Origin of the sequence: Paenibacillus sp. 1011MAR3C5, from assembly GCF_003591485.1 — a bacterium.
Lineage (GTDB): Bacteria > Bacillota > Bacilli > Paenibacillales > Paenibacillaceae > Pristimantibacillus.
Genome location: NZ_QZCF01000012.1, coordinates 44,952 through 68,444, shown reverse-complemented (window position 1 = coordinate 68,444; position 23,493 = coordinate 44,952). Strand labels below are relative to the sequence as shown.

At 46.4% G+C, this 23,493-nt stretch carries 20 protein-coding genes; 2 read left to right on the top strand and 18 right to left on the bottom strand.

Translation table 11 applies throughout. From position 1 onward, the window contains the following. Positions 1-2: 2 nt before the first annotated feature. The 8 genes from D3P07_RS24875 to D3P07_RS27240 form a co-directional block, all read right to left on the bottom strand. Entirely contained in the window at positions 3-1,538 is a 1,536-nt protein-coding gene (locus D3P07_RS24875) for an ABC transporter ATP-binding protein (protein ID WP_119803421.1), read from the bottom strand. A gap of 132 nt (positions 1,539-1,670) precedes the next feature. Further along, on the bottom strand, positions 1,671-2,711 hold the full coding sequence (locus tag D3P07_RS24870; RefSeq protein ID WP_119803419.1) for a BMP family lipoprotein: 1,041 nt from the start codon (positions 2,709-2,711) through the stop codon (positions 1,671-1,673). A 250-nt stretch (positions 2,712-2,961) separates the two neighbouring features. Further along, a complete protein-coding gene (ftsH, locus tag D3P07_RS24865; protein ID WP_119803417.1) occupies positions 2,962-4,977 on the bottom strand; it encodes an ATP-dependent zinc metalloprotease FtsH in 2,016 nt (671 codons plus the stop codon). A gap of 99 nt (positions 4,978-5,076) precedes the next feature. Beyond that, positions 5,077-5,616, bottom strand: coding sequence for a hypoxanthine phosphoribosyltransferase (gene hpt / locus D3P07_RS24860; protein WP_119803415.1), 540 nt, complete (start codon positions 5,614-5,616; stop codon positions 5,077-5,079). Between the two features lie 50 nt (positions 5,617-5,666). Continuing rightward, positions 5,667-7,082, bottom strand: a complete 1,416-nt coding sequence (gene tilS / locus D3P07_RS24855; protein ID WP_119803413.1) for a tRNA lysidine(34) synthetase TilS — start codon at positions 7,080-7,082, stop codon at positions 5,667-5,669. Positions 7,083-7,102: 20 nt separating this feature from the next. Beyond that, the gene (locus D3P07_RS24850; RefSeq protein WP_119803411.1) at positions 7,103-8,032 is read right to left on the bottom strand and encodes a serine/threonine protein kinase; all 930 of its coding nucleotides are present in this window, start codon (positions 8,030-8,032) and stop codon (positions 7,103-7,105) included. Next, positions 8,016-8,750: a vWA domain-containing protein gene (locus D3P07_RS24845; RefSeq protein ID WP_119803526.1), complete on the bottom strand. Its 735-nt coding sequence runs from the start codon at positions 8,748-8,750 to the stop codon at positions 8,016-8,018. The genes D3P07_RS24850 and D3P07_RS24845 overlap by 17 nt, the downstream gene beginning before the upstream one ends. Before the next feature lie 5 nt (positions 8,751-8,755). Continuing rightward, positions 8,756-8,926 (bottom strand): hypothetical protein, encoded by a 171-nt coding sequence (locus tag D3P07_RS27240; protein WP_182914506.1) that lies wholly within the window; start codon positions 8,924-8,926, stop codon positions 8,756-8,758. 130 nt (positions 8,927-9,056) lie between these two features. Between D3P07_RS27240 and D3P07_RS24840 the strand changes: the two genes are divergently transcribed. Then, the gene (locus D3P07_RS24840; protein WP_119803409.1) at positions 9,057-9,656 is read left to right on the top strand and encodes a DJ-1/PfpI family protein; all 600 of its coding nucleotides are present in this window, start codon (positions 9,057-9,059) and stop codon (positions 9,654-9,656) included. An 88-nt stretch (positions 9,657-9,744) separates the two neighbouring features. Here D3P07_RS24840 and D3P07_RS24835 read toward each other — a convergent pair whose 3' ends face one another. Together D3P07_RS24835 and D3P07_RS27235 are read right to left on the bottom strand one after the other, a co-directional pair. Beyond that, a complete protein-coding gene (locus D3P07_RS24835) occupies positions 9,745-9,996 on the bottom strand; it encodes a hypothetical protein (protein ID WP_119803407.1) in 252 nt (83 codons plus the stop codon). A gap of 13 nt (positions 9,997-10,009) precedes the next feature. Continuing rightward, the gene (locus tag D3P07_RS27235) at positions 10,010-10,168 is read right to left on the bottom strand and encodes a hypothetical protein (protein ID WP_182914505.1); all 159 of its coding nucleotides are present in this window, start codon (positions 10,166-10,168) and stop codon (positions 10,010-10,012) included. Between the two features lie 185 nt (positions 10,169-10,353). Between D3P07_RS27235 and D3P07_RS24830 the strand changes: the two genes are divergently transcribed. Next, positions 10,354-10,578 carry a helix-turn-helix domain-containing protein gene (locus tag D3P07_RS24830; protein ID WP_119803405.1) on the top strand — a complete coding sequence of 75 codons (225 nt, stop codon included), beginning with the start codon at positions 10,354-10,356 and terminating at the stop codon, positions 10,576-10,578. Positions 10,579-10,769: 191 nt separating this feature from the next. On the opposite strand, the gene D3P07_RS24825 is transcribed toward D3P07_RS24830, so the two are convergent. The 8 genes from D3P07_RS24825 to D3P07_RS24795 all read right to left on the bottom strand — a co-directional run bounded on the left by D3P07_RS24825 (position 10,770) and on the right by D3P07_RS24795 (position 23,383). Further along, a complete protein-coding gene (locus D3P07_RS24825) occupies positions 10,770-11,555 on the bottom strand; it encodes a hypothetical protein (RefSeq protein ID WP_119803403.1) in 786 nt (261 codons plus the stop codon). After that, a complete protein-coding gene (locus D3P07_RS24820; RefSeq protein WP_119803401.1) occupies positions 11,539-12,063 on the bottom strand; it encodes an RNA polymerase sigma factor in 525 nt (174 codons plus the stop codon). Before D3P07_RS24820 ends, D3P07_RS24825 begins: the two co-directional genes overlap by 17 nt. A gap of 175 nt (positions 12,064-12,238) precedes the next feature. After that, positions 12,239-12,523 carry a hypothetical protein gene (locus D3P07_RS24815; protein ID WP_119803399.1) on the bottom strand — a complete coding sequence of 95 codons (285 nt, stop codon included), beginning with the start codon at positions 12,521-12,523 and terminating at the stop codon, positions 12,239-12,241. 19 nt (positions 12,524-12,542) lie between these two features. Next, the gene (locus tag D3P07_RS24810) at positions 12,543-13,580 is read right to left on the bottom strand and encodes an RHS repeat-associated core domain-containing protein (RefSeq protein WP_310732577.1); all 1,038 of its coding nucleotides are present in this window, start codon (positions 13,578-13,580) and stop codon (positions 12,543-12,545) included. A gap of 166 nt (positions 13,581-13,746) precedes the next feature. Further along, a complete protein-coding gene (locus D3P07_RS26770) occupies positions 13,747-14,145 on the bottom strand; it encodes a hypothetical protein (RefSeq protein ID WP_147384571.1) in 399 nt (132 codons plus the stop codon). Positions 14,146-14,906: 761 nt separating this feature from the next. Continuing rightward, positions 14,907-15,548, bottom strand: coding sequence for a hypothetical protein (locus tag D3P07_RS24805; protein WP_119803395.1), 642 nt, complete (start codon positions 15,546-15,548; stop codon positions 14,907-14,909). Between the two features lie 86 nt (positions 15,549-15,634). Beyond that, positions 15,635-20,179, bottom strand: coding sequence for an RHS repeat domain-containing protein (locus D3P07_RS24800; RefSeq protein ID WP_119803393.1), 4,545 nt, complete (start codon positions 20,177-20,179; stop codon positions 15,635-15,637). Positions 20,180-20,191: 12 nt separating this feature from the next. Continuing rightward, positions 20,192-23,383, bottom strand: a complete 3,192-nt coding sequence (locus tag D3P07_RS24795; protein WP_119803391.1) for a glycoside hydrolase family 78 protein — start codon at positions 23,381-23,383, stop codon at positions 20,192-20,194. Positions 23,384-23,493 lie beyond the last annotated feature (110 nt).

The following is a 23,493-nucleotide window of genomic DNA, read 5'->3' as shown; positions in this document are numbered from 1 at the left end:
CGCTAGCCCCTTTCCCCATCATGATCGGAATTGCCGGCCATCAATAAGCCGAGACGCTCATCGTCCCGATGATCGGCATCCACCGCTCCAACCAGCTTGCCCTCATACATAACCTCAATCCGGTCTGACAAGGCATACAGCTCGTCCAGCTCGAAGGATACAAGCAGAACGGCCTTGCCTTCATTGCGCGCCTCCATGAGACGCTTATGCACAAATTCAATCGCCCCGATGTCCAGACCCCGTGTAGGCTGTACCGCAATTATCAGATCTGGGTCCTTATTCAGCTCGCGGGCGATGATTGCCTTCTGCTGGTTGCCGCCTGACAACGCACGCGCATGCGTGTAAATGCCCGATGTGCGAACGTCGAACTCCTCCACCAACCGGGTTGTCAGATTGTCCATCGCTTTCTCGTCAATCAGGCCCGACTTGCCGTATTCCGGCTTAAAATACGTATTGAGAATCATATTCTCGCTCAGCTTGAAATCAAGCACAAGCCCATGCTTATGCCGATCCTCCGGGATATGGCCGACACCTGCATTGGAGATTTTACGAGGGGTATCGTTGGTTACATCTGTACCGTTCAGCTTCACATGACCGTCCTGCACCTTGCGCATGCCCGTTATGGCATAGATCAGCTCGCTTTGTCCGTTTCCGTCTACGCCTGCAATACCGAAAATTTCACCGGAGCGCACTTGGAAGCTGGTTCCGTCCAGCACCATTTTGCCCTGATCGCCCTTCATGCGCAGATTTTCAACCGATAGCACTACCTCGCCAGGCTTGCGTTTTGTCTTCTCTACCTGGAAGTTGACATCCCGTCCTACCATCAGCTCCGCCAGCTGGCGCTCGCTTGTCTCGCTTGTGCTGATTGTGCGGATGACCTTGCCTCTGCGGATAACCGTTACCGCATTGGCCAACGCCATAACTTCCTTCAGCTTATGCGTAATAATAATAATGGACTTGCCTTCAGCAGCTAAGTTACGGATGATTTCGATCAGTTCTTCGATTTCTTGAACGGTCAGAACAGCTGTCGGTTCGTCGAAGATGAGAATCTCCGCGCCCCGATATAACGTTTTCAAAATTTCAACCCGCTGCTGCATGCCAACCGTAATATCTTGAATCCGCATCTGCGGATTTACTTTCAGACCATAGCGCTCGGAGATCGACTTAACCTTCTCGTTCGCGAGCTTGTAATCAATCGTAAGCCCCTTCTTCGGTTCATTGCCAAGAACGATGTTCTCCGCTACCGTGAAGGGCTGCACAAGTTTGAAATGCTGATGCACCATACCAATGCCCAGCTCAATCGCTTTGGAGGCGCCGTCGATTACCGTCTGCTCTCCGTTAATCCAAATTTCTCCTTCATCCGGCTGATATAAGCCGAACAAGATATTCATAAGCGTAGACTTGCCTGCACCGTTCTCGCCAAGCAAAGCGTGAATTTCGCCTTTCTTCAGCTCGAAGTTAATGGAATCATTCGCAACCAAGCCAGGAAACCTCTTGGTAATGCCCTTCAGTTGTACGACTGCCCCGCTCTGATCCATGCGTTCATCATCTCCCGGGATCACATATAGTTATTCGCTCTTTCTGATCAGAGAAACAGGACAAGACCGGCTCATGCCGGTCTTGCCTCTGTGACCCATGCCAAGCTTTATCGTGAGTCCGATCCTTCGATCTTATTCAGCCGGAACTGTAATTTCTCCGCTGACGATTTTCGCTTTGTACTCTTCTACTTTTTTCAGAACGTCTTCTGGAACGTTCTTCGTAGAGGTCTCAGGCAGACCTACTGCGTCGTCTTTCAGACCAAGTACTTGATGCGATCCGCCTTTCCACTCACCGTCGATCAGGTCTTTGGATACTTTCGTTACCGCCGCTTCAACGCCCTTCATCATGGAAGTCAGCGTTACTTCGTCGCCGAACTCCAGCGATTGGTCTTTGTCTACGCCGATAACCCATACTTCTTTGCCGCTTTTCTTGCGCTCGATAGCTTCATTGAATACGCCATTGCCTGTACCGCCGGAAGCGTGGAAGATGATGTCCGCGCCATCGTTGTACATAGTAGCTGCAATGCTCTTGCCAAGGTCAGGCTTATCGAAAGCGCCGGAATACGTAATATTTACTTTAGCATCCGGATTCACGGCTTTGATACCAGCTTCAAAGCCTTTCGCAAAGCGTGTAATTACCGGAATTTCCATACCGCCAACGAAACCGATGTTGTTCGTTTTCGTCATCAGGCCTGCTACAACGCCTACCAGGTAGGAGCCTTCTTGCTCTGCGAAAGTAACGGATGTTACGTTCGGAGCTTCTACAACAGCATCAATTACGGCAAGCTTAGCATCCGGATTCTCAGACGCTACTTTTTTCAGCGCGTCTTCGAACAGCATGCCGATGCCCCAAGTCAGGCTGTAGCCTTCACGAACGAAGTTGTTCAGGTTCGGCTCCATGTCCGCTTCGCCTTTGGATTCCAGGAACTTCGTCTCCGCGCCAGTGGAGGCTTTCAGCTTCTGAAGAGCTTCCCATGCGCTTTGGTTGAACGATTTATCGTTAACTCCGCCTACGTCTGTTACCATGCCGATCTTGAAGTCTTTGCCGCTTCCGTCAGACTCGACTTTGTTTCCACCCTCATTTGTTCCGCCGTTTTTGGCTTGTCCGCAAGCAGACAATACAAGCGACAGAGCGACTACTAGCATGAGCATAAAGCTGAATGTCTTTTTCATGCTTCAATTCTCCCCTTAATTAAATTGTTTTTGAACATGACAACAACAATCACAGCATTACATACAGTATTGCTGTTTCATGCCGCTATTATTTCATTATAGTTACAAAAAAATTTACGTCAATCAAATTGTGTTAGATACATTAACACCACTACTGCATGTTTATGTAATGAATTGCATGAATAATCACACTAGTTTAAAAAAAATGAAACGTCCCGCGGCTCCATAAGGAGCGACGGGACGAGTATGGTTATTTTTTATCTGGATCGTCGGAATCGTTGCCGGATTGATCAGGTGGCGTCGCGTCTTTCACTTCCGCCTCGTCACGAGGCTGGATGCGAACTTTCACATCGCCAATCTCGTCGATGATCGGTTCAGCAGTTGTAACCTCTGCCGAGGAGGAGCCTTCGCCAGATGGCGAATCGCCTTCTGCCTTCAGCACGCCTTTTTCGATCAAGGACTTGATTTGTTCCATCTCAAGCGTCTCTTCCGTAAGCAGCGTATTCGCGATCAGATGCATCTCTTTGCTCTTCTCTGTCAGAAGCTTCTTCGCTCTGGCATAGCAATCATTGATGATGTTCTGCATCTCTTGGTCAATCTCGTACGCAATTGCGTCGGAGTAGTTCTGTTCATGGCCTATGTCACGACCCAGGAACACTTGACCTTGCGAGCTGCCGAACTGCATCGGACCAAGCTTGTCGCTCATGCCGTATTCCATTATCATGCTGCGCACGATGCCCGTTGCCGACTTGAAGTCGCTGTATGCGCCGGTTCCAATCTCACCGATGAATACTTCTTCCGCTACGCGGCCTGCTAAGAGACCCGTTACTTTATCAAGCAGCTCTTGCTTCGTGACCAGCATGCGGTCTTCCTTCGGCAGCATAATGACATATCCGCCTGCGCGTCCCCGCGGGATGATGGTTACCTTGTGCACAAGATCGGCATGTTCCAGGAAGAAGCCAGCAATTGTATGACCTGCTTCGTGGTAGGCCACGATACGCTTCTCGCGATCGCTGATGACACGGCTTTTCTTCTCCGTGCCGACAATCACGCGGTCAATCGCATCGTCGATATCCACCATGTTGATTTCTTTCTTGTTGCGGCGTGCCGCAAGAAGCGCCGCTTCGTTAAGCAGATTCTCGAGGTCCGCGCCGCTGAAGCCTGTCGTACGCTTCGCAATAACGTCCAGCTTCACTTCGCCGGTAAGCGGCTTGTTGCGCGCATGGACTTTCAATACCGCTTCGCGGCCTTTCACGTCTGGACGGTCAACCGTAATCTGACGGTCGAAGCGGCCCGGACGCAGAAGTGCAGGGTCCAGAATATCCGCACGGTTCGTCGCTGCGATAATGATAATGCCTTCGTTCGCGCCGAAGCCGTCCATCTCAACCAGCAATTGGTTGAGCGTCTGCTCGCGCTCGTCATGCCCGCCGCCAAGTCCGGCGCCGCGTTGACGGCCGACAGCGTCGATCTCGTCAATGAAGATAATACATGGCGCGTTCTTCTTCGCGTTCTCGAACAGGTCGCGTACACGGGATGCGCCGACACCGACGAACATCTCTACGAAGTCGGAACCGGAGATGCTGAAGAACGGCACGCCCGCTTCACCCGCAACTGCCCGGGCAAGCAACGTCTTACCTGTACCCGGAGGACCTACAAGCAGTACGCCCTTCGGAATACGCGCGCCGACGAGATTGAACTTGCGAGGATCCTTCAGGAAGTCAACGACCTCCACGAGCTCCTGCTTCTCCTCGTCTGCGCCTGCCACGTCTTCGAACGTGATACGCTTCTTCTCTTCGTTGTACAGACGGGCACGGCTCTTGCCGAAGTTCATCACTTTGCCGCCGCCGCCTTGAGCCTGATTCATCAGGAAGAAGAACAGCACGATCAAGAGAATGAACGGAATAATTGACGTCAGGAACGTCACCCAGAAGCTTGGGGTATCCATCGGCTCGGCCTTATACTCGAAGCCGTGCTCCTCCTGCCAAGCACCCAGATTCTGCTGTGCCGTGAAGGTATTCATGCGGGTCGTGAAGTTGTCACTCTCCGCCCCCTCCGGCTTTGTCTTATATTTACCCGTAATGTAATACGATTCCTTATCGTACTTCGCGGTAATCGATGCTACATTTCCCGCTTCCACAACTTGGCGGAATTCATCGTATCTCAGCGGCTTGGTGGAATCCCCTTGACCGCTAATATATTGAAAAACACCAACGGTAACCAAAAAGATGATCAAATAAAAACCAGTATTTCGGATGATCCGATTCATCCCCTACCTCCTCTCAGACGCTTTAGATATTTTACCATAGCATGACTTTCCATCACAATAGAGGCTATCGGAGGGTGGACATGTACGGCTCCAGCGCGATTACTTTTCGTAAACCTGCGGCTTCAGAATGCCGATATAAGGAAGGTTGCGGTATTTCTCCGCATAATCCAGACCATAGCCGACGACGAACTCGTCAGGCAGCGTAAAGCCTTTGTAATTCGGCTCCAAGCTAACCGTACGGCGCGCTGGCTTGTCGAACAGCGTGACGACGGTCACGGACTTCGAGCCTCTGCGCTCCAATACGTCGATCAGATAGCTGAGCGTCAGGCCGCTGTCGATAATATCTTCGACGATGAGGACATCGCGTCCTTCTACCGACACGTCCAGATCCTTAATAATCTTGACGACGCCGGATGATTTGGTGGAAGCCCCGTAGCTGGAGACGGCCATAAAGTCGATCTCAAGCGGAACGGTAATAGTTTTCACCAGATCGGACATAAAAATAAACGCGCCTTTGAGGACGCAAATAACGAGCGGATTCCGCCCTTCATAATCAGCGCTGAGCTTAGCCCCCAGTTCTCTTACCTTGGCGTCAATCTGCTCTTCGCTGTATAACACTTCTTTGATGTCGTTCTGCAATTCAAAAGCCTCCCACGCGTTACCTATGTTTATGTGTATTCCCTTGTTCCTTATTCGTTGAGTGCCGTAATACGCAGAACTTGTGCGCTTCCGCTCCCTGGAAGGGCATGCGCGGATCGGCGGATGCCGGGAATCCACAGCAGCTTGCCGTCGCCGTCGCTAAGCAGCGGATACAGCTCTCTACGGGAGGGCGGTACCTTCTCGTCAACGAACATATCTTGCACTTTTTTCGAACCATTTAATCCTAAAACATGAATCCTGTCTCCCGGCACGCGGTTGCGCACATGCAGCGGAAAGACGAGACCGGCCACATCGAAATACGCTTCCATGCGGGATGATGGCTTCTCAGCCGCAGTCTCCAGCCACTCGAGCTGGAAGCTCCATCCGCTTGGCGCCGCTTCAATTCGTTCATCGCTTCCCTGTTCGATGACATAATCGTACCCGCCTGCCATATCCTGCCTTGCATTCGTATGTACCCATCTCATAACACCGTATTCGCGCAAGCATTGGATCCCGCCTGCAGCGTCCATCCGCCATGTAGCTGGGGCATGCGAAGATGCCGCCTGCCGCATAGTCTCGACGGCGCCATAGGTTATGTTTTCCGTATCCTGAGACAGATAATTTAATATTAGTTTAATCAATCTCCTTTGTAAAGCGACGTGCAGGCTGGACAGCTCACGGCATTCTACCTGGCATTCACGTTCTCCGCAACGTACGATGCGACTGAACCATTCAGATGCCTGCTGCTCCATCCACTCATCCTCCGCACCGGCTACTTCAGCCAGTCTTTGGAGAGATTGAGGAAGCTGCGGGTTGAACTGCATCAAATACGGAATAACGTCCAGACGAATGGTATTACGGAAGTAGTACCGTGCCAGATTGCTGCTGTCTACGCAATAAGGAATCTCATGCTCCTCGCAATAACGCAGAAGGTCTGACTTGTTCATACGAAGCAGAGGGCGTATGAGTTGCACATTTTTTTCGCGCCGGACGCTGCTCATGCCCGACAGCCCCGAGAGCCCTGCTCCCCTTATCAGTCGCATCAGCACCGTCTCCGCCTGATCATCGGCATGATGGGCAAGCGCAATGCGCGACGCGCCGTACTGGAGCGCTGTCCGGTACAGGAATTCGTATCGCTTCTGCCTTGCGGCAGCCTGCAGATTCAATCGGTTTTCTTCTATATAAGAAGGCAGATCCATGACAATGGTCTCGCATGGGACCCCAAGGCTCTCAGCGATTGATTGAACAACCTCCAGCTCGAAGGCGGATTCTTCAGCCCGAAATCCGTGATTCACATGAGCGGCAACCAGCTTGATTCCTTGCTCAGCGGTCAGTCCCTGGAGCATATGAAGCAATGCCATGGAATCGGGGCCTCCCGACACGGCGACCAGAATGGTGTCGCCCTTCTCCCACATGCTGTGGGCAGCCGCTTCCTTAGCGAGTTCCATCTGAAGCGGTTCATTCATTATTCTATTGCCCTCCTCTGCTACATCCATACATTGCGAAGCAGCCAGACGAAGATCGAAGCCGCAAGCAGAATTCCGGAGGTCGCAACGAGCCCCTTCAGCCAGCCCGGCATTGCGGTGGATCTGCGCGTCTCCTTCCGGTGCATCAGCAGTCGCCATGCAGCCGCGCCTTCATCTGCGTCTCTGAATTCGCCTTGCAGCGCCTTACGCAGCCAGCCGGCGACCGGCTTAAGCGCCGCACAGCCCTCTGCGGTTGCCATAAGCTCGACCGTTGACCGGTTCTGCGGCAGAAGCTCCCTGGTCAGCTGATGGAGCCGTTTGGGATCATGCAGCTGAATGCATAATACGCTGTACGAGAAGAGATCATACTTCGGATCAGCCGCGCGCGAGCCGCTGTTCCAGTATCCGCGGTCATAGATCTCCGTGAACTGGCGAATGCTTTTGCCGGCAGCCGTCACACCCCCGAAGTCCACCAGCTCGACATGGCCATAATCGGCCACCATCACGTTCTCCACCTTCAGATCGCCGAATACCCATCCTGACCGGTGCAGCCTGCCGAGCTTGCTCAGCAGGTTCAGCCCGACAAGAGGGAACCATTCCGCCCCCTGCTCCTTCAGATAACTGGCCAGCGTCGTTCCGCGCACATATCTCATCACGTAGAACGGATATTCCTTCCCGCCCGGTCCGTACAGATCATCGACATCGAACAGAAACGGCTCCATCCCTTGTCCCTTCTGCTGAGCAAGCGACTTTAGCACGTTCACCTCGGATTGCAGATCTACCGCATCCGCTCCTACCTTGAGCGCGTACCAATCCCTGTCCTTCTGGACCAGATAGACTTTCCCGTTGGCCCCTTCTCCCAGCAGCCGTTCCACCCGGTACTTGCCTTGCCTCCACTTGCCGATTACGACGCTTCCGCGCCGCAGCTCCAGCTTAAACGACGTAGTCACCCATCATCCCATCCGTTTCATGTCTGCCTCTGCGGCCGTAGTCCCCCGCTTCGCCTTGCCTGTAATAATCGACCGCCTGCATAATCGCAGGTCCTGTCGGCGTTGTCCCGCCCATCTGCAGCTTGGGAAATATCGAATGCACGCCACTTAGATGGCTGGTCCAAGCCAAATCCATAATGCAGTCGTCGCCATGACGCGAGCCTGGGAAATGGAACACCGCTATTTCACTCTTACCCTGTCTGGCCTGCAAGCTAAGCATCAAATCATGAATCGCTTCCTCCACAGCGGCGAGCTTCGGCTTCATACTCGCGCTGGCATCGATCAGCAGCGCCACTCTGAGACCTGACGATTCGCCAAGCTCATCGATCACGCGTACCACTTCGCCCCGCTTCTCCGGCGGCAGCGCTTCGATGGAGCCGTTGCCCAGCACCTGCTGCAGCTCCTTCTGCACCGCGATCTGAATCGTCTGTACGACGGTCTTCCTCGTCATCATCTGGACGGTCTGCGATAATTGCCGCGTATTGACCATACGGCTCATTCCCCCGCCGGCACGCGCAATCTCTTCAATCTCTGCCGCTCCCAGCTCGCCTACATCACCATGGTCGAGCACACCCACCACATTGACATGAATGCCTTCCGACTTAGCATGAGCCGCGGCCACCACAGGACTAAGCCCCACATTCGAGCAGCCATCCGTTATTAGCAATATTTGCCTCATCATCGTTATCCCTCCGTATTAGCAAGATCAAAAGCCTTTTCTATCAGCTTTGCCTTTTTTGAGAGAGATAAACGCTTATTTCCTATCATTTCCTTATCCTTACCCGTATTTATCGGCTTTCTGCCGCTGAAAGGTAAGTTCATATTAGTATAGCCCATCCCTCTTTGCGTTGCCATCGCCCGAATCCGACAGCATTCGAACTAGGATTGGGCAGAAGGACACGGTGACTTCGGATAGATTTACAGACCAGGATGACCAATAGATAATAGGAGTGTATGCCAAAAAATTCCTTGAAGGAGTGAGCGCATGTCGAACAAGGTTCTGCTGATTACGGGTGACGGAACAGAGGTTTTGGAAATCTTTTATCCCTATTACCGCCTATTAGAGGAAGGTTATGATGCCGTCATTGCATCCCCAGAGAAAAAAGTGCTGAATACCGTCGTTCACGACTTTATCGAGGGCTGGGAGACTTACACGGAGAAGCCTGCCCATCTGCTGCCGTCTCATGCTTCCTTCGCGGATATCGATCCGTCGGAATATATCGCACTTGTCATTCCCGGCGGCCGCGCCCCGGAATATATACGCAACCATCCTGAGCTGCCGCGCATCGTCGAGCATTTCCTGAATGAGGATAAGCCGATCGGTGTCATCTGCCACGGCGCGCTGGTGTTCATGGCTCTGAAGGATACGAGCTACTTCGAAGGCCGCACAATGACGTGCTACAACGCCGTGAAGCCGGATGTTGAGCGCCTGGGCGCCACATACACGACGGACACGCTGCATGCCGACCGTAAGCTGGTCAGCGGCCATGCCTGGCCGGACCTGCCGGGCTTCATGAGAGAGTTCATCCGCCTTGTTCGGGAGGAGCAGGCTGTACGTCAAGAAGATGAGACATTAGTGCTATAAGAAGGTAGGCTATTCTAGCGGGGTCATGGGCCTGTTGGGGTAGCCTTTTTTGATGGGAGTAAGAGCTGCGGCGGTTCCATTATTGCGGTTAGCTATGTTTCATGTCATAGGCCAGGAATGCCTTGTCCAGCCGTAATTGCAGCAGCTCCAGGCGTACGCTTACTTCCAGCTGATGAACGCTCCGCAGCACTTCCCAGGCCATGGCTTTGTTGAAGCGCTCACCATAACGGAAGATATGGTCAAACACCGCAACCTGGCATTGCTCCAGCGTTTCCAGCTGCTGATAGAACGTATCCTCCTGCTCAACGTAGTGATTGTAGGTGTCCATTGGTTTGGTCATGGGCGCCACCGATTTAGTTGAATTTAGGGAGCAAAGCAGCTATCAAAACCTTATGATGATAGCGCCATCCTTGCTCCATAAAATCAATTTTTTTACCCTCATGGTATGAAAATGAATGCTTGTCATTAGCTTGTCTGCATAACGATGCCCTATCCTTTAGAACTTCTCTCACATAAATTCCTCCTCTGAACAAGATAGCACATATTGAAATTACCTTTATGAGTATTACTCTTTAGAGTATGTAAATTATTGTATTACTTTTAAGCGTAAGTTTCAATGATATTCTTTAACGCTTATGATATATTACTTTCAGATGCTACTGTTAAAAGTAATCTTTTCGTTGGTGGAGGAATTATATTGAAAATCAAAATCCGCTTAAAAGAGATCCTTGAAGAGCGAGGTATTAGTCAACGTCAACTCTCCCTTAAAATGAATATGCGTCCCGCAACCATTAGTCATCTCTGTTCAGATTCCGTAGACAGAGTCTATATCCGTACGTTAGAACAAATATGTACGGCGTTAGATATTACCGTTGATCAGCTAATTGTTTCTGTTGAAGATGATGAGGATTCAAATAGTTAAAGTAGCATATACCTTTGATTTACACATAAAAACAATCGGCCTTAGTCCTAAACACAATTGGACTAAGGCCGATTTCTTATATTTGTATATAGTGAAATCATAAAACTTGGCATAGTTGTTCAAGGTATGTCGTGTCTCAGTAAAAGTAGCCTTATGGTATTATGAGAAACTATATAAACTAGCTGCCCGAGTTACTCCTCTGCCAATACCTTGAACTGCTCCAGCGTCTGCGTAAATCTCGCCCCATGGCCTTCAGCCGCCTCCAGGAAATAGTTCATCGTCAGGATGAAGCTACCTTGCCGCTCATTACTTGTGACGTATACCGTGATGATTTCACTCAGACGATCATGACCGTTAATCGCGTGAATTCGATAACCTCTTACAGGCTCGCTCACTTTCTCGATATCGCGCACCTCTGTAAACTGGTCGGCCAGCTTGCCTGCGATCTCCGCAGCCAGCTTCTCAGGCAATGCATCAACATTCTGTTCAATCGTCAGCGATACTTGCGGGTACGGCTCCGGCAACGGGTCAATAGTCGTGATGACGTCTTTTCCGTCTTGCTGAACGAGCTTGTAGCGCTCCTTGTCATAATAGATGGCGTAGCGGCTTTCTTCATTTACATGCACCTGTCCGTTCGTCTCTTCCTTGTTCCCTTCGACCTCAACCTCGATTTTTTTCTCCGGCGCAAACCAGTTCTGCACGCTTTTCATGAACGCCTCTCCTGGCGGCAAAGCCAAAAATGCTGTAACAGCTATGACCGCTGCTGCAAGTCCTGTAGTTGCTTTGATAATGCTCATCGTCCGTTTTCTCCCTTTCCCATGTGGCTGTTCTGTGTTGTTCAATTGCCCCTCTATTGAATTTGCCGGCAACGGAGAGCCGTTCTCCAGTTGCGACTCGATCTGCGCCCACATCTCTTCCTTCAGATGGGAAGAATAAGTCGATTCTTCCTCTAGGCGCTGCTTAAGCTTTTGATCCATATGGCTCCCCTCCCAATCGGTCTCTCATTTGCTCCCGCCCCTTGAGGAGGCGCGACTTCAGTGTATTGACGTTAAGCTCCATAATGTCGGCGATTTCCCGCTCGCTGTAGTTATGAAGGTATTTCAAGATGAGCGGTATCCGGTACATATCTTGGAGCGATTGGAGAGCATCGTACAGATCGACCTTGCCATCCGGTATGTTCGCATCCACCGCCACTCGCTCCAACTGTTCACCCATCGGCACAACCTTCTTCTCCCGCTCCATTACCCGGTAGCACTCGCGAAGCAAAATGCTGTAGAACCACGGCTTGAACGGCTTTGCTTTATCATATTGCCAGATGTTCCGGTATACACGGAGAAAAGTCTCCTGCACCGCATCCTTCGCCCACTCCCGATTCTTCGCCACCAGTGCGGCCGTCCTCATCGCATAATCGAAGTACTCGTCATACAGACTGCGGAACGCCTCCCTGTCACCCTGAACAATCCGGCTGATCGTATCAAGCTCCACCTCATTCACCTCTTTCTTGCTGTTCTATAAGTATTACCCGGCAAGTTCGGAGAAAGTTTGCTCATATGAAAATATTCGTGAAGTAAGGAAAAAACCAATTAGAACACAAAAAGGGCCACACAGAACATATTGCTCCTATGTGGCCTATTATTAATTTAGTTACCCTAACGCTTCTTCAATCACTCTTTTTTACATTACCTAAGTATTTTTTTACGTACTCAGAGCATTCCTGAACTAACGCATGTAATTTATCCGACTCTACACATCGTTTTTCGATCAATGGCTTCTCCCAATCATAATCTTTAATTACAACCACCTTAAAATGCCTTCTATACCAGCCAACATCAATAATAATATTAATATCATCATTATATCTGACTTGAAAGATGTCTTCTTGATCCAAGAATTTCGTTCCATTATAGGCAACAATTCCAGGTGAGAAATCAATGTCATCAAACATTAATTATGCTCCCCTCCTTTTACGCATTTTTTAAATATTGCAATGCTTCTGATTCATTTATAGGATGGCCATGTATAACTGGAGTTGCATTGCCATTTTTACTCATTTTTACAACGACATATTTTGTTTCCTTTCCTAAATGAGCCCCAACCACGTCATCAAACTTCATTATTTTCCACATTTGTCCCTCCTCATTTTTAACAATTGTCCCTTGATCCCAACCTATACGTTCTAACATTTCATTATCTATACCTGACTTATATTTTGCATTACCGGATTTTGTTGCTTTTATAGTTTTCTTATCCCACTTCACCTTCTTATTCAGTGTGTGTTTGTTCCCATGAGCATCCCATGTCAGATTTTGTGTCTTCTTAAGTTTATTATAATACGAAGTAGCTTCTTCACCACTTCTGAAAGTCAACTTTCCTACTTTTACTACATACGAACCTGGAGCAAAAGGTACAATAGCAGCAGCAATATCCCAGGCTAAAAATCCTGCATTGCTCCAACTTGGTTTATTCCAAAACTCAACTGCACTCCATCCTATACTTATAACATCTGCGATTGTTTCCCAGAAATGCCCTGAAGGATCTACATATATGAGAGGGTTATTACCAACATATGTATAAAGATTTAATGTCAGCGGATTATCAATCTGCCCGTCATACGTATCCTCCCCTACAAACCTTCCAATAGACGGGTCGTACCATCTAGCTCGAAGATATTGCAGCTCAGTTGTTGAGTCTGTCATTTCACCCGAATATTTAAAAGGCTGAGGAATGAGCTCATTCTGAACCGTCATATTGCCAAAGATATCATAGTCATACTGATTCAGCCTCAGGGTTCCTGATGAATCCCGTAACTCAATAACATCACCATGACCATTCTTTAGGTAATAAGCTTTTCCTTGACCATCTTCTCTCGCTTCCAGTCCGTTGCCTCTGATGTAACGAGCGTGGAACTTAGCTGTGCCATTAGTGACTATAGCTTCCGCTATAACTGGGTCACCATCCCAATAATAACGGGTTGTCTTGCCCCCTTCACCTCGTTCCCACAACTGACCGTCACCATTAAGACCGTTATAAATACTATTACTGATTTTTTAAATATAATTAGGAAAACCACATAGAGTTCTGAACCGCACCCCTTTCGTTAGATACCATCTAAACAAGTGGAATTCAGTTCATACTCACAAGTGGTTTTTATAACAGTTATATCCAAATTTATTGTGTTAAACGGGTTGAGTTTGCATCTTCAATATCTATTAGGAACTCTAGTTGGGGCAAAGGTTCCATGCGCCAAACACTCAATTGACGATAATTATTGTCAGTTATGCCTGACAATGAAGACCATATCCATATCTCTCCTTCACCAACCCAATTTCTTTGGACTTCGCTTGCTTTAGCATCTATTGGTATATAGAAATCTTGTCCCGTACGGTTATCATGGATGAAAAGCCGAACATGACTATTTTTTTGATACAGGTTTATTAACTCTAGACGATAATCTAACAGACCATCTGATGTTGTTTTAACAGGTTCGCTTGACACTGCATTTATTAACCAGCCTTCAATCTCTACAGATTTATATAATTGTATGGCTAGAAAAAAATGTACAATCACTAGCGGCCATATTAGAATTTGAAATGCCGTTCTCTTTCGACTTTTTATGATTAGTAATGGAACAACGAACTATAAAATAGCTGGAACCCAAATCACAATAAACTTAATTGTTGTGACTAAATCTATTCCCCGTTGAAAATTAGCAGTGGTTCCAAGCAAAAACCAAATTATAGATGCTCCAATTGTTAATGTAGAAAATATGAACATTCCTTTTTTGAGGTTCTGCACAGTCTCCCTCCCGGGATAATAAGTTATATTGAGTTATTCTTGCTTAATAAAACTATACCGATTATTGCAGTAAATACATAAGCTCAATTTAAAATGAACCCTTCGAGCCCTTAGAGTATATACCTAACGCAGGTTCAATATATTTCCTCCAGATTTTTATATTACTATGCATGTATGAATGATTAGAGATTCCATGCCAGGTGTTTCTTCGATATGCCCACCATATCAAGATGTAATTTTTTGAAACGATTTACATCGATATTACAGTAAGAACGTCATAAATACTATTACGATTCCTATGCAAACTGTATTTCAAAAGCTCTATCCCCTCACAAACCCATTCCCGTGATAATAAAGAAAGCCACTTGCAAAAAAATGAACTGTACCCCACCTGTTAGACATCATCTAACAGGTGGGGTACAGTTCATACTCGCCTGTGACTCGAACAATTTATTACTCACTTAGAGAACGCGTAGGGTCTTTTTCCAATTCCGACTAAGTTCCCAGCAACTATTTAAACAGCGTGTTGCTTTTTAAATGAAACTTCTATCGCTTCTTTTAAATTGAGGGCACCAATGAAACGCATTTACATACGGAATTGCATTATGAAACTCTTCCACTCTTTTGAACCAAGGAATATCTTTTTCTCGTTCGGAGAGTTCTCTTAAACAGTACCATCCGTACCTCAAATCTTCATTTCCTGTTGACATAAAATCAGCATTTTCACAGAATGCACAAATGTTATACTCTGCTTTCATTTGATTCTTCAATAACTGCAAAGGAATAGTAAAATCCTCTTGGCCAGATGATTCACAAATTGTTTTTCCACTAGGAGCCCTAGTAGAGAGGTGGAATTTCAAATAATATTCTTCATCAGAATGATCATATACAACAGAAATTATTTCTACTATTGTTTGAATACTATTCCGATTTTCTTGCTGAATACGGACCTTATTATTAAAATTCAATTGTACATCAGTTGAAATTTGCAGCATTATCTGAAGCAAACAATCGATATAACTAAAAGAAGTTTTATTATAGGTATTTGTTTCCGTTACAAGGGTTAGTTCCACAGACTTGTTTTCAATAAACTTGATATACAACTGAACTTCTTGCATATGTCCATTAGAGCCAAGAAGTTCAGGATAGAGTACGACTTCTGCCAAACATTTCATCCCTTTCCCTCCTCATAAGTATATTTCATATCAACAGATTTAAATAGAGACTTTCAAATTGGACCATTACGACCTTCATGCCAATACTACTTGTTTTTAACGACAATTGACTTTAAAAGTATTGTTAAATAATACGGATTGTTTTCTGAATCTGGTCTCGAAGCTATCCATGCTTGATGATGTTCTGGATTGGTAGCATAGACACTCACATGACCTGTTGTTGGGTTATCAACCACAGCTCTTAATACCCCTGTTGCATTAATTGCTTCAATGGTAGTATATACATATTTATCAGATGAAGACATTGTAAAAAAAGATAGTCCGGTTGTATCTTGGGGTCTAGGGGTTAGATTCATATTACTTCCAGACCCATTTCGAAATATCACGGTTTGTCCCTTTGATGTCTGTAGCGACGTTGCTACTGGATCAACCATCTCAGATGACAGTGCGTTAGCAATAATTGTACCCGCTAGAGTAATTACTCCAGCTATTCCTGGGGCACCAGGCTTTGCAATTCCTCCTGGGGCTGCCACTGTCGATCCTGCAGCGTATATGTCAGGTACAATATACCCAATATTATTCGCTAAACTCGCTCCTAAATTACTCCAATAGGTAGTTCTTGCATGATCAGCCTGTGATTCTGCAAATTTTTTCATTGCAGCATTATCTTTGTACATTCCGTTGTTTGCATTGTCCCATACTTTACTCCAATATGCTATGTTAATCCATGAACTGGAATTACTAGGGATATACTCATCCCCATCCTTCCAATGTCCTGTTGGGTCCCTATATTTCAAGGGGTTATTCTCCACATAAGTATAAAGGTTCAAACTGAGCGGATTCGTCAGTTCACCTTCATACGTATCCTCCCCAACAAACCTTCCAATAGATGGATCGTACCATCTAGCTCGGAGATATTGTAGCTCAGTAGCTGAGTCTGTCATCTCACCTGAATATTTAAAAGGCTGGGGAATAAGCTCATTCTGAATAGTCATATTGCCGAAGATATCATATTCATATTGATTGAGCCGAAGGTTACCTGATGAATCCCTTAACTCAACTACATCACCATGGCCATTCTTTAGGTAATAGGCTTTACCTTGAGCATCTTCCCTGGCTTCCAGCCCTTTGCCTCTGATGTAACGAGCGTGGAACTTAACTGTGCCACCAGTGACCATAGCCTCCGCTATAATCTGGTCACCATCCCAATAATAACGGGTCGTCTTGCCTCCCTCGCTTCGTTCCCACAACAGACCGTCACCATTATACGTATAAGAAACGGTCTTGCCATCTGTAGTCGTCACCTGAGTGAGGCGATTGCGGGTATCATAGGACAGATCAGACGCCGCACTATCAAAAGGATTGCTGGTGGACATATTGCTGCGGTTGCCGCGACTGTCATATTGGTAGCTCTCATTAAACTGGGAAGAAATCGATATCCGGTTCAATGAATCATATTGGAATACATCTGATATACCATTCGTTGTACGTGAATTAATATTGCCATTAGGATCATGCTTATAGGAGTACGCATTAATGACGCTTCCATCGCTCTTCTTATGCTGCAACCCCTGCATACGGAGTCCATTGTAAACTACATCTGTGACCACTCCGTTGCCTTGCGTAGTTTGCTTTAACAAACCATTCGAGTAGTACTGGTATTTGGCGACATAATCGCGATTAAAGTTCAGAGAAGAAGATACCATCTCTAGCTGATTATTCGCATTGTAGCGGTAATACGTATTGAACCCGAAAGGATCCTTCATCGCAACCCGGCTGCCATTTGCATCATAATCGTACTTGATCGTCTTGCTATCCGGGAGCTGTACTTCCACTAGTTGACCTGTGTTCGGATTGTACGTATAGGATGTTGTTCCGGTCACATCGCTCATCTGCTTTCGTTTGCCTGCCAGGTCATACTGATAGGCCACCTTCTCACTAATCGGAAGTGGATTACCCTGAACATTGACCAGCTCGGATGAAAGCATCATGTTGCGGTTGTTGAAGGAATACTTAAATCGATTGCCTTTCCGATCTACTGAGCCAATCATATTATTATTGGCATCGTAGTAGAACGTTTCAATCTGATTCTTGGCATCAATGGACTTAATGAGACGTCCCCATTCGTCATATTCCTTGCGCAGGCTATTCCCGTCTGGATACAACAATTGAATCATATTGCCCTGCATATTGTACTTATAGGCTGTCGTCTCATTAAGGGCGTTGGTAACGCTTGTCAGTCGGCTCAGTGTATCATACGAATATTTCGTCGTGTTCTGTGTACTATCCTTCGCCTGCAAGACATTTCCGGCCAAATCATAGGTGTAGGTTCCTAGGATAGTTACAGTACCCGTGCTTGTAACCTCTTCTTTCTTCAGCACATTGCCCGCAATATCGTAGTATTCCTTTAGCTGATTACCCACACTGTCAATAGTGGTCATAGTACTACCGATATCGTCGTAAACAACTCTAGAGGATGTGTTGTCCGGCATCACAATTTTATTCTGACGGCTCCACTGGTCGTACCCGTAGCTTGTCAGGTTACCCCGTGCATCCTCTGTTTGTGTCACACGCCCGAACGCATCATAACGATACTTCGCTTTTGGCTTAAATACATGGTACTCAATGATGCCCGTCTCGGTCTTCCAGCCAAACGGATTCCATCTTGTCAACATTTTAATACCCGTCTCATCGGTCATCTCAATCTCATTTTGCTTATCGCGATAGCTAATTGTACGAGCGCTCGAGTCGGGATTAATGACCTTGATTGCCCGGTTGAGATTATCATACTGATAGGCTGTCGTATTGCCCTTCCCATCCGTATAGCTAGTTAGTATCCCGTCAACCGTCTGGAAATTCAGAACTTCCGATACCGTGATCGCTTTGCGATCTACATCATAACCAGAGGTCGTTATTTTGGTTGGAAAAGCTCCGTTATATGGCGCAGTCGCTTTGAACTCTGTGTTGACCGTAATGTAGCCGCCTGAGCTCTGAAGCAGCTTCTGCTGTGTAACATTGCCGTATGAATCATACTGGCTGTTCATGGTTTCTTGCAATATGTTTCCTGTCGGGCTGCCTTCTCTAACCCTCTGGGTCAAAATATGCCCATGAACACTGTCTCTAACGATCTCATTGTATACATAGCGAGATGGATCAATCTGGGATTGAACCCCCACTAGCAAGTGTGAATTCTCATCATACGTATTAATGGTGATTCTTCCGTTAGGAGCAACGGAAGACACCACATTGCCATAGGAGTCGTACAGCATGCTGTTCTGGCTTACTTTTGTAGCGGATACTGCTGAATTGGAAGTTGTCTCGGTAATCTTGATTGGCACCGGCCATCTTCTAATTCGGTCGTATTCATAATCTACACGTGAAGTATAAGTGACTCCACTCTGAACCGCAGTGCTCGCACGATTGTTATTATAGAAGACCGGTGAGTAATCCTCGTTAATGTAGTCCTTCTCATTCGTGTAGGTTGTAACTGACAGACCGTCATTAATCGCTACCGAGAAATTATAATCGGTATCATAAGACGATCCCATGTCGCTGAGCGGGTATGTGACGTCTTTTCGATTCGCCTTGAAGATAGTCCCGCCCTGCTGAACGAATTGATCCTCTCTCGACTTTACCCGATACACTTGGTTAACCATCGTTTTGCCAATATACCGGGTTGTTGGGGTGCTTTCATACTCAATAACGCTCTTTGCACCCGTCGGATACGTAATTCCTGTTAGCAATGCATATGGATTGGATACGGCGGGCGTCGTATGAACAAGGCTGAATTTTGCTTCCTTTACGCTATACTCATAACCTATCTCACGTCCGATTGGGTCCGTTACCTTTTGCAGCAGATCCTTGCCATTTGTTTTAATCAACGTATAGGTAACCGTCTTAGTCCCTGTAGTTAGTACAACAGTACCCTCGCCATAGCTTATGTTAATCTTGTTGCCGATCGCATCAGTAATGGAGATAAGTTTCCATCCTGAGTACTCAAACTTAATGGTATTGTTGTAGGAATCTGAAATTTGAATCAGCTTGCCTTGCGAATCGAAGTATTGGTTGACCTTGTGAATGGACTTCACTGCATAAGCAGAGGTAAGAGCCCCCACCGTTACCGTCTTGTTCTCTTCGAAGGTATAGTCCTTCCACGGATAGCCCATAAATTCATTATCTTTGTTAATCTTGAATACACCTGCACCCGCTAAGTGAAGATATTTGCCGCCCTCGTTAATTTCCAGGTAGGAAATATCCCAGCTCCAGCCTTTGCCAATCGGAAACATTTTCTCCTCTTGAGACTGATCTGTTCCGTTAGTCGTGCTTGCTCTCGTCATCTGGTACAGCTGAGAGCTTCCGCTATCGTATACGCGACTAAGTGTGAAGCCCAGACCATTACGCCCTGGCAGACTCAGATCGCTGGCTCCCAAGGAAATGCTGCCGGATAGAGTAGATATTGTCTCATTGCCCAGCTCTACTCGGAAGGGTGCCTCGTCAGGCTTGGTATTGACATGGCGATAGTCCACTCCCTGCGCGGCAGTAATCGTATATTGAATGGTATTTGATAGATCTGGGAATAGAAGGACGCTAAGCAACAGAATAATGAGCGTCCGCTTTGCCGATATCTTCAAGAAGCTTCCTCCTTAATTCTTTTGGGTAGTTGTTTTGCCCACAATATTGCCGTTCGCATCGTACTGGTAGACCGTCTCATATTGAAGATTCAGCTTCTTCAGAATGAAAGAATACGGCACTGTCGCGCTGAAATGGCCATCCATGCCAAATACCTTGATGAAATACGTTTTTCCTTTGGTTACTTGGTAAAGTACGTTTTCGACAGCTCCAACACCCTGAATGCCTGCTGCAATCAGAATCATATTGCTATCATATACATGCACATCGTAGTTTTTACCGGCTGGTACGTTCAGCGTAAAGGTATCTACTCCGTTAGAAGCAGCTACGTACTTGAAGAAGTCAATATCCGTGCTTGTATCTATTACCGTCGAATAGCTTTGGTTATAGTTAATCGCGAACGCCTGCGTAGACGTATTATTAGGCTCGAAGGATGCCGGTAGAATCAGATTTCTAACCCCCGGGTCCGACCATTCCATACCGTCTTTGGCTAGAATTCTAAAGCTCCAAGCCCCATTTGCTAGCGGCGTAGTTGTAAAAGTCGTTGCATTGCCTGCAAGCGGACCAGAGTCGTATCCGACCGTCTGCCAATTATCTTGGGAACCCATGATGCGGTATTCCGTTTGAGCTTGTGCTTCACTATCCGTATATGTCCATGTAAATTGTGGCGTGTTGGTTGTCAGCGTTGCCCCATTCGTATAAGACGTTACATTAACTACAGGCAGGCCGTTGATCTTTATATAGCTCTGAGCGGAATAGGCTGATTCCGTTCCGACATTATCCTTAATCCTTACTTGCCAGCTATACGTGTTTTTTCTTGTTAGCAGACCTGAAGGAACGGTATAGGATGGGTTGGAAGATTGAACCCAGCCGCTATCATGTACAACCGTTGCACCACTGAACAAACGAACCTGATACTGGGACTGGAAGCTTCCTGCATTCGGAGCGGAGAAGGTCCAGCTTAGAACAGGAGTCGTGCTTGCAGCCAGCATAGGCGTAGCTGAATTCGTACTGCCTGGCGTCAATCCTGTCGGCTGATTCGGAAGCTGGTGAATAATGAACACATTATCACTTTCATCCCATGCTCCGTATAATTGTCCGTTGTACGAGCGAATTCGTACTTTGGCATTAAAGGTTTGTTTAATTGGAGTGAAATTATATTGGTATGACGTCACCCCAGGGGACGTTAGAGCAACAATATTAGACCAAGTTGCCCCCGCGTCTGTTGAAACTTGAATTTGATAGCGGAGATTGGATTTGGTGGTTTCTATTGAAATATTTAAATACTGGTTACGTACCTCGGTATAATTACCAGTGCCTGACTTCCTTACAATTGATCCCACCGCTCCAGAAAACGCATTATTTGTTGATTCTAGTGAAACGCTAGTCTTGGAATTAGTAGTGCCAAATACAACAGCATACGTTGTGTTAGGCATTAAAGTATACGTTAAATTTGCTGTATGCTTCCCCGTTGCATTTACAGAAACGGTAGTAGTAGCAAGCGGTGAACCTGTAGGTACTCCACCCGATGTTGAAAATAATTGAACGGTTAAATCTCCAAGAGCAGAACCACCGCCAACCATAAAATCTACCTTAGATAGGGTTTCTTGCCCTGTTGTCCCTGTAGTAAAGGTTTGCCCTGATAATTGTGTAGTACTAGAAAGATATTCAAAAGAAGTTCGTTTGCCCATAAAATCATAAGCATCCTTAGATGCCCTCCAGGTAATGGTATTTGTTCCTGTCCATATTTCCCCTCCATTTGGGGCAGTTACTTCTGGTGCACTTGGAGGCTGTGTGTAAATGATATCCAAATAAGGACGTTGTGTGGGGTCGGTAGAATTAAAATTACCATAACTGGCTAAATTATTTGTTCCATTATCAGTTTTTGCTAAAAATCCATAGTTAGGTATAGCACCTGATTTCCATCCTTTCACAATATCTGATATATCAAAAGTATCCCTTCCACTTGAGCCTGCTTGTATAAGAGTTCTCATGAATCTAGTCTGTTCCGTTGCTGGGATACCCGCATTATTTAACACATTAGAAGCTACCCAGGGTTGAGTTATTTTATAAAAATCAATATTTATAAAATTAGATAGACTACCTCTAAACATACTTAAAGAAGCATGGTGAATAGTACCTATATCGTCAAAATTAAATTGTAGTAAGTATTTGTACTCAATGTTGTTTATATTTCTCCCAACTCGAAGTGATGATAAAGTACTATTATCTTTAGTTGTCGTTCCCTCTATTACAGTACTTTGGTACGCTACTTTCTCTGAAGTAATTTTTACTGTCGGATCAATCGCAATCGGATAAACCAACTCCGACACATCCGCCGTCAATTCCACAAACGTTTGTCCATTCTCTTCGCTAATCACTTGTTCTACATCGCGAGTCGTACCGTTCGCGTCAATTAACCAGGCAGGCTGCAATTCAAAAGTTTGAGAACCTGCAAGATCACCCTCTACTTGAAAGCGGAATGTTGTAGGCGCTTGCTCATCTTTTAAATAAATTGTCTCTTTAATGCCATTCTCCATAACCTCCAACTCTACATCGGAGCTTGTCCATACATCGTTGTACAGCATTTTGTTGCCTAGGACTTCTCCCTTTGTATTCGAAGCCTCAAGCGGAATAAAGGTTAGTGACTCAGAACCTTTTCCAATGGTGTAGCCTTTGGAGATACGCTTAGGGAGCTTTACATCAAAGGGAACCTTCAGCGCTCTCATATCCGATTCAGACGTATCAGCTTTTTTCCGGGAGCTTGCCGAAAACGACGCCGTTAACGTCTGGGCTGCCTCCAACGAAATAAGCGGATCACTTACGTCAATTTCCGCTTCATCCGTTAAGCTTGTGTCAATATTTCTCCAAGTGCCTGTCTCGTCCAAATAGTGCTGGTCGGTAAACGTTACCCTAGCCATATAAGTATTATCCGATAATAAGAAATGCTTGCTATTAGAAGTCCTTAAATCAACAGCTTCTCCTAGAACCATCTCTCCATATTCACTAGCGCTCTCAATAACGTCTGCAGGAGCTGCTTCTAAGATCGGTTTATTATCATCGACTACCTCTTCCGTATCTTGAATCGATTCAATGTGTTCTTCAATTATCTCTTTCTCTTCTGCAGAAATCGATGCTGGAACTCCGATTCCAAGAATTAGACAGAAGCAGATGATAAATATAAAACTTTTTTTGAGTTTATTCATCTCGTTTCCTCCTAGATAATAACTTATAAATGGTATGTAACCCTCGATATAACGTAAAGTCTTTTGATACGCTCCTAAATCACACTCTCAGGATACTTCTGATTGTGCTT